The sequence below is a fragment of the Variibacter gotjawalensis genome (genome assembly GCF_002355335.1).
In the GTDB taxonomy this organism is placed as follows: Bacteria; Pseudomonadota; Alphaproteobacteria; order Rhizobiales; family Xanthobacteraceae; genus Variibacter; species Variibacter gotjawalensis.
This window is the reverse complement of record NZ_AP014946.1, coordinates 1,900,695-1,914,255: the sequence shown is the minus strand read 5'-3', so window position 1 is coordinate 1,914,255 and position 13,561 is coordinate 1,900,695. Positions and strand designations below refer to the sequence as shown.

Annotated in this window: 8 protein-coding genes; 5 read left to right on the top strand and 3 right to left on the bottom strand. The window is 63.6% G+C overall.

All coding sequences use genetic code 11. The annotated features are described in order from the left end of the window. Nucleotides 1–4,128 (bottom strand): Pls/PosA family non-ribosomal peptide synthetase, encoded by a 4,128-nt coding sequence (locus GJW30_RS09305; protein WP_096354562.1) that lies wholly within the window; start codon nucleotides 4,126–4,128, stop codon nucleotides 1–3. 356 nt (nucleotides 4,129–4,484) lie between these two features. On the opposite strand from GJW30_RS09305, the gene GJW30_RS09300 reads away from it, so the two are divergent. From GJW30_RS09300 to GJW30_RS09280, 5 genes are all read left to right on the top strand, one after another. Continuing rightward, on the top strand, nucleotides 4,485–5,246 hold the full coding sequence (locus GJW30_RS09300) for a L,D-transpeptidase (RefSeq protein ID WP_096354560.1): 762 nt from the start codon (nucleotides 4,485–4,487) through the stop codon (nucleotides 5,244–5,246). Nucleotides 5,247–5,467: 221 nt separating this feature from the next. Further along, entirely contained in the window at nucleotides 5,468–6,385 is a 918-nt protein-coding gene (locus GJW30_RS09295) for a 50S ribosomal protein L11 methyltransferase (protein WP_096354558.1), read from the top strand. Nucleotides 6,386–6,396: 11 nt separating this feature from the next. Then, nucleotides 6,397–8,229, top strand: a complete 1,833-nt coding sequence (locus tag GJW30_RS09290; protein WP_096354554.1) for an aminopeptidase P family protein — start codon at nucleotides 6,397–6,399, stop codon at nucleotides 8,227–8,229. A 29-nt stretch (nucleotides 8,230–8,258) separates the two neighbouring features. After that, a complete protein-coding gene (locus GJW30_RS09285; RefSeq protein ID WP_096354549.1) occupies nucleotides 8,259–9,482 on the top strand; it encodes a multidrug effflux MFS transporter in 1,224 nt (407 codons plus the stop codon). Between the two features lie 77 nt (nucleotides 9,483–9,559). Next, entirely contained in the window at nucleotides 9,560–9,715 is a 156-nt protein-coding gene (locus tag GJW30_RS09280; RefSeq protein WP_096354547.1) for a DUF3309 family protein, read from the top strand. A gap of 49 nt (nucleotides 9,716–9,764) precedes the next feature. On the opposite strand, the gene ligA is transcribed toward GJW30_RS09280, so the two are convergent. Beyond that, nucleotides 9,765–11,858: an NAD-dependent DNA ligase LigA gene (gene ligA / locus GJW30_RS09275; RefSeq protein ID WP_096354544.1), complete on the bottom strand. Its 2,094-nt coding sequence runs from the start codon at nucleotides 11,856–11,858 to the stop codon at nucleotides 9,765–9,767. Between the two features lie 3 nt (nucleotides 11,859–11,861). Then, nucleotides 11,862–13,535, bottom strand: a complete 1,674-nt coding sequence (recN, locus tag GJW30_RS09270) for a DNA repair protein RecN (protein WP_096354541.1) — start codon at nucleotides 13,533–13,535, stop codon at nucleotides 11,862–11,864. Nucleotides 13,536–13,561 lie beyond the last annotated feature (26 nt).

The following is a 13,561-nucleotide window of genomic DNA, read 5'->3' as shown; positions in this document are numbered from 1 at the left end:
TTATTCGGCAGCCATCGCCATGATGGTGATGTTGGACCGCGGCTGCGCATAGTCCGCGTGATTGCGGGCAAGCTTCGCCGGATTGCCGCGCCACCCCGTGTTGTCGTCGAGCGTCTCGCCCTTCATCAGGAATGAATCCGCGTCGAGCACGACGTGGTTTTCCATCGTGACGCCATAGTGCACGAACGCGCCGGGGCCGACCGTGCAGCCGAGGCCCATGCGGATGAAGTCCGACTTGAACACGCCCTCTTCCAGCGAGTGCGCCTGCAGCACGGAGCCCTCGTTGAGATTGGCGTAAGTGCCGACCTCGGTGAGCGTGCGCTCCGTGATCGAGCGGCTGCAGTCGAATACTTTACGGCCGACCTTCATGCCGAGCAGACGATAGATCATCGGGCGGAACGGCGTGCCGGGGAACAGGCCCGCGGCCGGCGACTCGCCCATCTTCCAGTGCCGCTCGTGGTGCCAGAAATATGGATCGTAGATCGACGCGAGCTGCGGCTTGAGGCGGCCGAATTGCAGGCTCGCGCGTTCAAGGAGCACGAACAGCGCGATGTAGGCGACGACAATCGCACCGGCCGCAAACAGCAGGCCAAACAGGCCGAAGCGATCGTAGTGCGTCAGTGCTACCGACCACAACACGAGGCCGATGAAGAACGACATCCACTGCGCGCCCAAGAACATCAGTGCGGTAACAAGATTGTAGACGTTCTTCTTCTTCAGCGCTTCCTGACGCTTGTCTTCGTCGATCGTCGCGTTCATCGCGCGATCGCGATCGACCATGCGCGGAATCTCGAACGACGGCGAGCCGAGAATGCCGACATTCTCGCGCACCGGGCCATCGATCGGGATCATCGCCTTGGTGGCGAGGAGAACGTTCACGCCGGTCTTGCCGTTCGGCGGATAGAAGATGTCGTTGCCGAGATAGCTGTTCTCGCCGATCTTCGTTTCCTGCAACTGGAACGCTGTCGCGGACATCTGCGTGTTGATCATCGAAAGACCGTCCGACACCATCGTGCCGGTCCCGATGTTGCAGTAGAACGGATTGTCGTGGCGCTGGTTCGAACCCATGTTCGAGCCGGTTTGGATGACGGTGTTCATGTTCCAACCGACGTAGCTCATGTAGCTCGTGATGAAGGCCGAGTCGCCGAACAGCACCGTGTAGAAGCGCGCGTTGCTGACACGGAGGATGATCGTCTGCATCAAGTGGTGGAAGCCGAACATCGAGTACGTCACGTTCGGTTTTAGGAACATGTTGCAGACGCGCGGGATGATCAAAACGGACGCGAGCCCGAGAACCACCACGCCGAAATACAGAATGGCAGAGAGGCCGAACAGCGAGAGGATCGACGAGCCCTCCAGCAGCTTCACGCCGGTCGCGGCGGAATACTGCTCCCAGTAATGATAGCCGAGCACAGGGAGCGGACCGGCGACGAGGATCAGCGCGATCAGCTCGACGGAACCGAAGAAAGCGTGCCGCAGTGCGCTCGCCTCCTTGCCTTCGACCTGACAGTAATCCGATGTCGTCTCGACGGCCGGCGAGCCATGATAGTGCTTGCCGTCGGGCACGCGCTGGCCGCTCTGCAGCGACGAAGCGTGACCAAGCTGCGTATTGTCGCCCATCACGGTGTCGATATCGAGGACGCTTGCCTCGCCGACGAAGGCGTTGTCGCCGATCTTCACGGGCGCGATGTGGATGAAATTCGATTGCGCGCGATAACCGAGCACGATCGAGTCCTTGCGCAGGATCGTGTTGTCGCCGATCTCGATCACGTCGGCACAGATCGGCGGATGGATGCAAGCGATCACGGCGTTGCGGCCGATCTTCGCGCCCATCAGGCGCAGATACACGTTGTAGATCGGCGTGCCGTAGAAGGCTGCGATCGGCGACGTGCGCATCATCGTCATGACGACCCAGAAGCGATAGTAAGCAAAGCTCCAGATTGGAATGGCGCGCTGGCTGAAGCGGCCGATGAGCAGCCACTTCACGACGATCGAGATGCCGGTCAGCACCACGAACGAGCCGGCCGCGAAGACGACGCTGCGGGCGAAAATCGCGAGCGCGGTCTCGGGCGCCGCCGCCCAGCGATAGCCGATGTCGAGCACCCACAAACCGAACAGCGCGTATAGCGCATAGAACGCGAGCTGGCCCGCTCCGCACAGGATGTAGGAGAGGTCCGACGGCTTGTGGAACACTTCGCGCGTCGTCACCACCGTCGTCTCTTCGGTGCCGGCAAGATGCAGCGCGAGATCGGCGAGCGTCGGGTTTTGATAAATGTCGCGCATCGAGACATTCGCCATGTCCGGATTCTTGCGCAGCAGCGAGCAGAAGCGCGCCATGATCAGCGAGTTGGCGCCGAGGTCTTCGAAAAAGTGCGACTCGGTCGAAACGCGCTCGAGCCGCAGCACTTCGGCAAGCACCGTGCTTAGCGTGCGCTCCGTATCGTTCTTCGGCGGAACGTAGCCCTGCTCGGCCGGCGCGAAACGCTGCAAGTTCGGCTTCGGCAGTTTTTTGTGGTCCGCCTTGTTGCTCAGCGTCATCGGAATGGCGTCGAGCTGTTCGAGGAAGGCCGGCACCATGTAGGGCGGCAGCTTCGAGCGAAGATGCTGCGAAATCGCGTCGCGTTCTACCGACAAGCCGTGCTTGAACGCATAGTAAGCGACGATTTCGACGAGCCCTTCTTCGGGCTCGAATGTCGTCACGGCAGCCTGCGCGACCTCCGGCAGATCGAGCAGCACCTGCTCGATCTCGGTGAGTTCGATGCGATAGCCGCGGATCTTCACCTGCGTGTCGATACGGCCGCGGTAATCGATCTCACCGTTCTCGTCGATACGGCCAAGATCGCCGGTCCGATAGATGCGGCCGGACGGATTGTTGTCGATCTGCAAGAAGTCTTTGATGAATTTCTTCATCGTGAGCTCGTCGCGGTTGAGATAGCCGAGCGCGAGGCCGATGCCCGCGATGCCGATCTCGCCGAGTTCGCCCGTCGCCATCGTCTTGTCCTCGACCGGATCGAGAATGACGATGGAGTAAGTCGACAGCGGAATGCCGATGGTCACGGGCTTATCGGGCTTGAGCTCCGTCAGCGTGCAGGTGACGGTCGCTTCGGTCGGGCCGTACGAATTGAGAATCTGGCGGCCGGGGCGATACCAGCGCGCGACAAGGTTATGCGGACACGCTTCCCCGCCGACGAGCAGCAGACGCAGCTCCGGCACATCCTGCTCGATCGTCGCGAGCAATGTCGGGCAGCACGCCATGATGGTCACGTGACGGTCGCGTAGAAAGTCGCCGAGTTCGTCGCCCATCATGGCGCTGCCGGAGCGCGCAGGAATGAGCGTCGCGCCGGCTATCATCGGCACCCACGTCTCCTCGATCGAGAAGTCGAACGCGATGGTCATGCCCTGATAAATACGGTCGCCCGGCTTGTAGCCGTAAAGCTCTGCCGCAACGCGCACGAAGTTGCAGATGCTGGCGTGGCCGATGCCGACGCCCTTCGGGTTTCCAGTCGTGCCGGACGTGTAGATGATGTAGGCGAGCGGTTCGATCGGCGGCGGCACGTCGGTGAGCGGCGAATCGTCTTTGGCCAAGATCGCGCGCTTGTCGGCGTCGACCAGGATCTTCGGTACATCGAGCGTCGAGAGGCGCTCCGCATAGCTCGAGATCGAAACAATGGCAGAAACTTCGGCGTCGCCAAGGATGAAGCGCACGCGCTCAATCGGGAAGGCGGCGTCGAGCGGGACGTAAGCCGCGTTCACCTTCATCACGGCGAGCATCGCGATGTAGGTTTCGGGCGATTTATCGAAGAGAAGCGCGACACGGTCGCCGGAGCGAACGCCTTGATCCATCAGGTAGCGCGCCATCTGGTTGGCGCGGCGGTCATACTGCGCGTAGGTCAGCGTCTCGTTGTCGGTGACGATCGCTTCGAGATCGGCGAAGCGCTGGCACGCATCCTCGATCAAGTTGTGCAGGCGCTCCCCCTGCTTCCAGCGCACCGCGTTGTTGGTGTGCTCGCGGATGACAACCTGGACGCCGCCTCCGCGCGCCCGGCCGAGCGGGGCCTGTGCGATGCCCTTCTCAATGCGGGGCTTTTCGTCCGTATCGCCTACGACGTCGATGTCCGATGACTGCATGTCTTGTCGCCCGTTATTTTGCAGCAGGCGGGATGGCCTCACTCACGCAGCACACCGGCAGCTTTCCCGCGAGGCGCATGACATAGCGGCTCGCCGCGCGAGATTCAAATGGTTTCCACAAAATACTCTCGATAAATCAATATCTTAATGTATGTTCAGGCTAGCATTAATCGGCGTTCAGCCAGATGAACAGGCTGCCCACGGCGTTGGCAGCCGAACGCTACGCGCCGCATGTGTTGCCGATAAGTCTCCGGTTCACCAAATTCCCGTGAGGACGAAGCGAAAGTGCCTGCGGTAGCGTAAGATAAAGACAAATCGCGCATCTCAAGATGCGGTGTCAGTCAAGGAACTTCGCTATGCGTCTTCTGTCCGCCGGCGTTATCGCCGCCAGCCTGTTCGCCACTGCGGCGCATGCTGATCTCGCCATCGTTGTCGACAAAGCGACGCAGCGCATGACCGTCACGATCGACGGGCAGCAGAAATACGTGTGGCCGGTTTCGACCGGCAAGGTCGGGCACTTCACGCCGGTCGGCCAGTTCAAGCCGTTCCGCATGGAGATCGATCACAAGTCGGACGAGTTCGACGATGCGCCGATGCCGCATTCGGTGTTCTTCACACGGCAGGGCCACGCGATCCACGGCTCCTACAACACGAAGCAGCTCGGCCAGGTCGCGTCATCCGGCTGCGTGCGCCTCGCGCCGCAGAATGCCGCCCTGCTCTTCTCGCTGGTGAAGCAGCACGGCCTCACCAAGACGCAAATCTCGATCGACGGCGATGAGCGCCAGGCCATCGCGGCTGCGGCGCGTCGTGGCGGTCCTCAGGTTGCGGCGGCGGCACCGGCTCCGCAGGCGCCTGCGGCCAACCAAGGCGTCTCGGTCTGGCCGAACCCGTTCGCTCCGTTCACGGCGCCGCGAACCGAGCCGGCTCCGGTTGCTGCCGTGCAGCCGCGTCCGGATCGTCGCGGGCAGGCGCAAGCTCAGGCACGCCCGCAGCAGCCGCGTCAGGCCTATTATTACGACGAGCGCAATCCGCGCGGCTATTACGCCCAGCAGCCGGTTTATCAGGCGCAGCCCGTACAGGCTCCGGCCCGCGCGTATCCGCGCTACTATCAGTGGTAGATTGCTGAAACGCCGCTCGCTCGGCGGTCATCCCGGCCGAGCACGCGAAGCGTTGCGAGGGCCGGGATCCATACTCCCAGTGTCAATCGTGTTCTCAGGGATTATGGATTCCGGGCTCGCGCTGCGCGAAGAGCGCAGCACGCCCCGGAATGACCAGCTCGGACACACGTAACCCTCTTTCAGACTTGTCTTTGCGGCGCCGTTCGTAGCATCTGCGCCGCATGGAAACATCGAGTTTTGTCGCGCGTCTGCGCCCGCGCAGCGACCCGCAAGAAATCGCCGGACGCCTTACCGAGCTGCTCGACGCCGACGAATGCGTGCTGTCGGTGTTCGAAGAGAAGCCGGGCGTCTGGGCGATCGAACTTCACTTCAGCGAAGCGCCGGACGAAGCCGTGCTGCGCGACATCATCGCGGCCGCGACCGATGATGAGCTCGCGTCCACGCTGTCGGTCGAGAAGATCGAAGCACGCGATTGGGTCGCGGCAAGCCTCGCCGGACTGTCCGCCGTGCCGGCCGGCCGCTTTGTCGTGCAGGGCTCGCATCTGCGCGGCACGGAATCGCCGTCGCGCATCGCGATCGAGATCGAAGCCGCCCTCGCCTTCGGCACCGGGCATCACGGTACGACGCGCGGCTGCCTCCTCGTGCTCGACGAACTCATCAAGCGCAAACATCCACGCCGCATCCTCGACGTCGGCACCGGCACGGCCGTGCTTGCCATCGCGGCGGCGCGCGCGCTGCACCGGCCGGTGCTGGCGAGCGACATCGACCGCACGTCCGTGAAGGTCGCGCAGGCGAATGCGCACGCCAACCGCGCCGATCAATACATTCGCTTCGTGCACGCGGCCGGCGTCGATGCCGGCGTCTTCCGCCGCAATGCGCCGTTCGATCTTGTCTTCGCCAACATCCTGCTGCGGCCGCTACAGCGCCTCTCGGCGCCAATCGCGCGTCTGGTTCCGCCAGGCGGACACGTCATCCTCTCCGGCCTGACGAACGACCAGAAGACAGCCGCGCTCGCCTTCTATCGCGCGCAAGGTCTTGTGCTCATCAAGACTGTGCGCCTCGAAGGCTGGACCACTCTGTTGCTGACGCGGCCCAGGCACTCGCGTCCCGCAGTGGCGCGGCGTTCGCGCGCGATTTAAGGTCCGCCGCCATGTTCGAAGCCAAATTTCAAACATTCACGGACTCCTCGGATCGCGCCGCCGTTGCCAAGCGCGTCGCCGCCTTGCGCGCGGAGCTGAAGAAACGCGGGCTCGACGGTCTCGTCATCCCGCATGCGGACCGCCAGCAGAACGAATATTTGCCGGCTTGCGAGGAGCGTCTTGCTTGGCTCGCGGCTTTCACGGGTTCGGCCGGACGCGCGATCGTGCTGGCCGACAAGGCTGCGCTGTTCGTCGACGGCCGCTACACGCTGCAGGCCGCCGAGCAGACCGACACGGCCGTGTTCGAGGTCGTGCTTATCAGCGACATGACGTCGGAGGCGTGGCTTGAGAAGAATGCGTCCGAAGGCGCGAAGATCGGCTACGACCCTTGGCTCTTCCGCACGTCCGACGTCGAAGCCCTGACACGGTCATGCGCATCGGCCGGCGCAAGTCTCGTCGCCTGCGACAGCGATCCGGTCGAGACGATCTGGACCGATCGTCCGGAGCCGCCGCTCGGCCAGGTCGCGCTGCATCCGGTCGAATATTCGGGCGAAGCGGCCGAAGCCAAACTCGCACGCGTGCGCGCGGAAGTTGCCAAAGCGCGCGCCGACGCGCTCGTCGTTTCCAATCCGACCGCGGTCGCGTGGGCCTTCAACATTCGCGGCGCCGACGTAACGCACACCCCGCTCGCGCTATCCTTCGCGATCGTTCCGGCAGAAGGCCGCCCGTCGCTCTTCGTCGACGGCCGGAAACTCTCGAACCAGGTGCGCGACGAACTCGAACGCCTCGCCGACGTGCGGGCGATGGACGCATTGCCGGCCGCGCTGACTGATCTCGGTTACAAGAAGCAGACCGTGCGGCTCGACAATGCAAGCGCGGCGGACGCCATCGCGCGCATGATCCGCGACGCCGGCGGCAAGATCGTCAACGCGGCCGATCCGATCACGTTGATGAAGGCCGTGAAGAACGCGACCGAGATTTCCGGCTCGATGACGGCGCATCGTCGCGACGGCGCGGCAGTTGCTAATTTCCTCGCTTGGTTCGATCGCGAAGCACCGCGCGGCAAGCTTACCGAGATCGAATGCGTCGCGGCGCTGGAAAGTTTCCGGCGCGACACCGGTCTTCTGAAGGACGTGTCGTTCCCGACGATCTCCGGCTCGGGTCCGAACGGCGCGATCGTGCATTATCGTGTGACCGAAGAGAGCAACCGCCGCATCGCGCCGGGCGAACTCTTCTTGCTAGACTCAGGCGCGCAGTATCTTGACGGCACGACCGACATCACGCGCACGATGACGGTTGGCGCGCCGACCGACGAAATGCGCGATCGTTTTACGCGCGTGCTCAAGGGTCACATCGGCATCGCGCGCGCGATCTTTCCAGATGACGCCAGCGGCTCGCAGCTCGACACGTTCGCACGCCAGCATCTCTGGTCGGCCGGCCTCGATTATAATCATGGCACCGGCCACGGCGTCGGAAGCTATCTGTCTGTCCACGAGGGACCGGCTTCAATCTCGAAGGTCAATACAGTGCCGCTGAAACGCGGCATGATCCTCTCGAACGAGCCGGGCTACTACAAGACCGGCGCTTACGGTATCCGCATCGAGAATCTCGTGCTGGTCGTCGAAGCGCCGAAGGTCGAAGGCGCCGAGAAGCCACTAAACTGCTTCGAGACGATTACGCTCGCACCGATCGACCAGCGGCTCGTCCTGCCTTCGTTGCTCACCGCCGAAGAGAGTGCGTGGTTCGACGCTTATCACGCGCGCGTTCGCGCCGAGATCGGTCCGCTGGTCGAAGGGCAAACCGCAGAGTGGCTTGAAAACGCGACCGCGCCTTTAGGAAGCTAAGACGCACAACAAAAAGAAAAGAACGTCTTGTGCAACCAGAGCCGTCTTTACAAACGACAGTCCCGGCGAGGCCGCCGGCCTCGCGCGCGTTCCTGATCCTGCTGATCGCGATCACGTCGATCGCGCCGCTTGCGCTGAACATGCCGATGCCCGCGCTTCCTGGCATCGCGCGCTCGCTGCAAGCGCCGATCGAGGTCGTGCAGCTGACACTCTCGCTCTATCTTGTCGTCGTCGCGGTGGCGCAGCTCGTCAACGGTGCGCTGTCGGATCGTTACGGCCGGCGCCCCGTGCTGATCGCGGGCCTTGCCCTTGCGACCGTCGCCAGCATCGCGGCCGCGCTCGCGTCGAGCATCGGTTATCTGATTGTCGCGCGCTCGTTCCAGGCGATCGGCGCGTCTGCGGGCATCGTGCTCAGCCGCGCGATCATCCGCGATCTCTACGACCGCGAACAAGCCGCCACGATGCTCGGCTGGGTCACGATGGCGATCATGATCGTGCCGCTTATAGTTCCCTATGCGGGCGGCGTGATCGATACGACGCTCGGCTGGCCCTACATCTTCATCAGCATCGCGGCGATGACGGCCGTTGTCCTCGCCTGGGCGGTCGCGAAACTTCCGGAGACGTGGCGCGCACCGCTCGCGAGTGCGGACCCGGTGCGCTACCGCGACGATCTCGCTGCGCTGTTCGCGAATCGCAAGTTCTGCGGCTACGTCATCTGCTGCGCCAGCGGCTCGGCGTTGTTCTTCATCATGCTTGGTGGCGCGCCGCATGTGGTCGTCACCGAGATGGGCCGCACGCCGGCCGAACTCGGGCTTTGGCTCACCACCGGCGCCGCCGGCTACATGCTCGGCAACTACACGTCCGCGCGCTACTCGCAGCGCGTCGGCGTCGACCGCATGGTGACGTGGGGAAGCATCGCGATCTGTCTCGCGTCGGCGATCACGACCGCTTGGGTTTGGAGCCGGCCGCACGGCGGTCCGCTGATGCTGTTCGCGCCGCAGCTCATCACGGCATTCGGCAACGGTCTCGTCGTGCCCAACGCCATCGCGGGCGCGATCAGCGTACGGCCACGGGCGGCCGGCACGGCGTCCGGCATCGCGGGCTTTCTGCAGATGGCTGTCGGCGGGATCGGCGCGCAAGCCATCGCGCATATCGTTGCGGCCTATCACAGCGCATTGCCGCTCGCGCTCGTTCTATTCGGGATGGCGCTGATCTGCCTGACCAGCTGTTTACTGCTGATACGCCGCCCTTAAATGCTCGCCCTAATTACCAGGGAACCTCCGCCCTGCTGGTGCGTTAGTAGTCCAGTCAAAAATAGTGAGGGACGAACATGCTCTCCACCATTCTCGTGGTCATTCTGATTTTGATCTTGATCGGTGCGCTGCCCAACTGGGGCTACAGCAGCGGTTGGGGTTACGGCCCAGGCGGCATCGTCGGCGTCATCTTGATCGTCGTGATCATCTTGGCGTTGATGGGACGCATCTGACCCATACGAAAGCGCGTCGGGCTCCAGACCCGGCGCGCTTTTCGCTCGTTCAGCCGACCATTTTCAGCCATTCGTCTTCGGTCAGAATTGCAACGCCGAGTTCCTGCGCTTTCTTGAGCTTCGATCCGGCTTCCGCACCCGCGACGACGTAGTCCGTCTTCTTCGACACAGAGCCCGCGACTTTCGCGCCGAGACGCTCGGCCATCGCTTTGGCTTCGTCGCGCGTCATCTTCTCAAGCGATCCCGTGAACACCACAGTCTTGCCGGCCACCGCCGTATCGGCGACGGGCTTTTCGGCGTCTTCAATTTTCACTTCGGCGGTCAGCCGCTCGACGATGCCGAGATTGTGCTTCTCCTTGAAATACGTCGCGATCGCATCGATCACCGTGTCGCCGATCTGATCGAGAGCATCCATCTCGACGCGCGCTTCATCGTCACCTTTTGCAACGAGGAGAGCCGCATCGTGGAATGCCTGCCACGTGCCGTACCCGCGCGCGAGCGCACGCGCCGTGGTGTCGCCGACATGGCGGATGCCTAGCGAGAATATGAAACGTTCGAGCGCGATATCGCGGCGGCTGCCGATCGCGCCGAATAGATTGCGCACCGACGTTTCGCCGTAGCCTTCGATATCCTCAAGACGGAAGTTTTTGCCGTTGCGCTTTTCCAACGTGAAGATATCCGCGGGCTCCTTTACCCAGCCTTGCTCGAAGAAGTAATCGATCTGCTTGCCGCCGAGGCCGTCGATGTCGAACGCGCTGCGCGAGACGAAGAGTTTCAGGTGCTCGGTCTTCTGGAACGGGCACGCGAATTCACCCGAGCAGCGGAAGCGCACGCCCTCGGTGCCGGCCGAATTGAGTTCGCGCACCACCGGCGTTTTAAGCGAGCACGGGCATTTCTTGGGAAACTCGTATTCCTCGGTGCCTTTAGGCCGCTTCTCCGGCACGATGCCGAGCACTTGCGGGATCACATCGCCGGCGCGCTGGATCATCACGGTGTCGCCGATACGCACATCGAGCCGTTTGATCTCGTCCGCATTGTGCAGTGTCGCATTCTGCACGATCACACCGCCGACGCCGACCGGCTCCAATTTCGCGACCGGCGTCAGTGCACCGGTGCGGCCGACTTGGATCTCAATGTCGCGAATGATCGTTGTCGCCTGCTCGGCCGGGAATTTGTGCGCGATCGCCCAACGGGGATTGCGCGAGACGAAGCCGAGCCTTTCCTGCCAATCCAACCGATCGACTTTGTAGACGACGCCGTCGATATCGTAGTCGAGTTCGGCGCGGCGCGAGCCAATCAGCTCGTAGACCTTGAGCAAATCGTCGGACGAATGGCAGAGCTTGAAAATCGGGTTGGTGTGGAAGCCGACCTTGCCGAGCCACTTCACCATGCCGGATTGCGTGTCCGCCGGCATCTCGCTCATGCGGCCCCACGCATAGGCGAAAAAGCGTAAGGGGCGCGAGGCCGTAATGCTCGCGTCTTTTTGCCGGAGTGACCCCGCCGCCGTGTTGCGCGGGTTGACGTAAAGCTCCTTGCCGGCGGCCTTCTGGCGCTCGTTGAGTGCGAGGAAGTCAGCCTTCGTCATGTAGACTTCGCCGCGCACTTCGGCGATGTCCGGGATGCCTTTGCCGGAGAGCTTCTGCGGCACATCCTTCAGCGTGCGGATATTCGCCGTGACGTCTTCGCCGACCGCGCCGTCGCCGCGCGTCGCTGCGTTGACGAGCTTGCCGCCCTCGTAGCGAAGCGACATCGAGAGGCCATCGATCTTCGGCTCTGCGGTCATCGCCAGCGGCTCGGTCTCGCCGAGGCGCAGGAAGCGGCGGATGCGCTGGACGAAATCCTCGACATCCTCATCCGCAAACGCGTTGTCGAGCGAGAGCATCGGTACAGAGTGCTTGATCTTCGCGAAGCGGCCGGACGGCGCCGCGCCTACTTTGAGCGACAGGCTCTCGCTCGTTTTGAGATCCGGAAAGCGCTCTTCGATCGCGCGATAGCGTTGGCGAAGCGCGTCGTATTCGGCGTCCGTGACGGTCGGCTTGTCGTCTTGGTAATAGCGCTTCTCGTGCTCGAGCAACTCGGCGTGCAGCCGCGCATGCTCGGTTTTCGCCTGCTTTTCCGACAGTGCGTCGACGTCTTTCGCCATCGCCTACTCCGCAGCGGCGCGAATCAGCCGCTCGGCGGCAGCGCGCGCTTCCTCGGTGATCTCCGCGCCTGCAAGCATGCGCGCGATTTCTTCACGGCGCTTGTCGGCCGCAACCTCGACGACGCCGGTCGCAACGCGGCGGCCGCGGTCCTTCGCGTCTTTCGCGATGAGATAATGGCGCGCCGCACGTGCGGCGACTTGCGGTGCGTGCGTCACCGACACGACCTGCACCTTGGCGGCGAGACGCGCGAGGCGTTGCCCGATCGCGTCCGCGACAGCACCACCGACACCCGTATCGATTTCGTCGAAGATCAGCGTCGGCGCTGAGCCGCGATCCGCCAGCACGACCTTCAGCGCCAGCAGGAAGCGCGAGAGTTCACCGCCCGACGCGACCTTCATCATCGGGCCGGGCCGCGTGCCCGGATTGGTCTGCACCCAGAATTCGACGCGGTCGAATCCGTCCGGCCCCGCCGTCTCGGCGTCACCTGTGATCGATGTCGAGAATTTCGCGCGGTCGAGCTTCAGCGGCGGCAGCTCGCGATTGACCGCTGTGTCGAGCTTTGCGGCCGCCTTGCGCCGCTTCTCCGACAACACTTTCGCGGCCGTGCGGAAAGCTTCCTCGGCTTCGCGCGCGGCCTTCTCGAGCGCCGAGACGTGCGCGGTGCCGGCGTCGAGTGCCGCGAGATCGCCGAGGTAGCGATCGGCCAGCGCCGCGAGATTGTCTGCCGTCGTGTTGTATTTTCGCGCTGCGGCGCGGAGCGCGAAAAGACGTTCCTCGATGCGCTCTAATTCGTGCGGATCGTGGTTGGCTGCGACAAGCGCCGCGTCGAGATGGTGGCGCGCGTCGTCGATTGCATTGAGCGCCGCATCGAGCGCCTTGACGGACGGCTCGATCAGTTCGGGCGCAGCACCGGCGCGACGTTCGAGACGGCGGATCGCGGACGCAATCGCGGCAGCCGGTGAATCCGAGCCCGCCACGGTCTCGTGCGCGGCGCGCAGATCCTCGGCGATCTTTTCGCCGGCCATCATCGTGGTGCGGCGTGCCGCCAGCGTCTGTTCTTCGCCGGGCTCGGGCTTGAGCTTCGTTAGCTCCGCCGCCGCGTGGCGCAGCCAATCGGCTTCGCGTTCCGCAGCCGCGATGCGGTCGATCTGCGTCGCGAGCGCCTCGCGCGCTGCCTTTGCGCCGTCCCACAGCGTGGTGATCTTGCGCGCCTCGACTTCGAGACCACCGAAGGCATCGACGAGCGAGCGATGCGTCGACGCGTCGGTTAGCGCGCGATCGTCATGCTGGCCGTGAATTTCCACCAGCGCCGCGCCGAGCGCCTTGAGCACGTGCACGCCCACCGGCGCATCGTTGATGCTCGCGCGCGTGCGGCCATCCGCGAGCTGCACGCGGCGCACGATCAGTTCGTCTTCGATCGGGATGTCGTTGGCGCGCAAAACCGCGTTCGCGGGATGCTCAGCGGCGATATCGAACGCGGCGATCACCTGCCCCTGCTCGGCGCCCTGCCGCACCAGCGAGGAATCGCCGCGCGCACCGAGCGCCAGCGTGAAAGCGTCGAGCAGGATCGATTTGCCGGCACCGGTCTCGCCGGTGAGCACGGAAAGGCCTTCCGCGAACTCGATGTCGAGGCGGTCGATCAGCACAATGTCGCGAATCGAGAGTCTGGACAGCATCCGTTACGGCAGTTGAAATGGACCGC

Bases quoted from the DNA above. Each gene is read 5' to 3' on its own strand.
- GJW30_RS09305 (WP_096354562.1), bottom strand. From the start codon at position 4,128: ATGCAGTCATCGGACATCGACGTCGTAGGCGATACGGACGAAAAGCCC.
- GJW30_RS09300 (WP_096354560.1), top strand. From the start codon at position 4,485: ATGCGTCTTCTGTCCGCCGGCGTTATCGCCGCCAGCCTGTTCGCCACT.
- GJW30_RS09295 (WP_096354558.1), top strand. From the start codon at position 5,468: ATGGAAACATCGAGTTTTGTCGCGCGTCTGCGCCCGCGCAGCGACCCG.
- GJW30_RS09290 (WP_096354554.1), top strand. From the start codon at position 6,397: ATGTTCGAAGCCAAATTTCAAACATTCACGGACTCCTCGGATCGCGCC.
- GJW30_RS09280 (WP_096354547.1), top strand. From the start codon at position 9,560: ATGCTCTCCACCATTCTCGTGGTCATTCTGATTTTGATCTTGATCGGT.
- ligA (WP_096354544.1), bottom strand. From the start codon at position 11,858: ATGGCGAAAGACGTCGACGCACTGTCGGAAAAGCAGGCGAAAACCGAG.
- recN (WP_096354541.1), bottom strand. From the start codon at position 13,535: ATGCTGTCCAGACTCTCGATTCGCGACATTGTGCTGATCGACCGCCTC.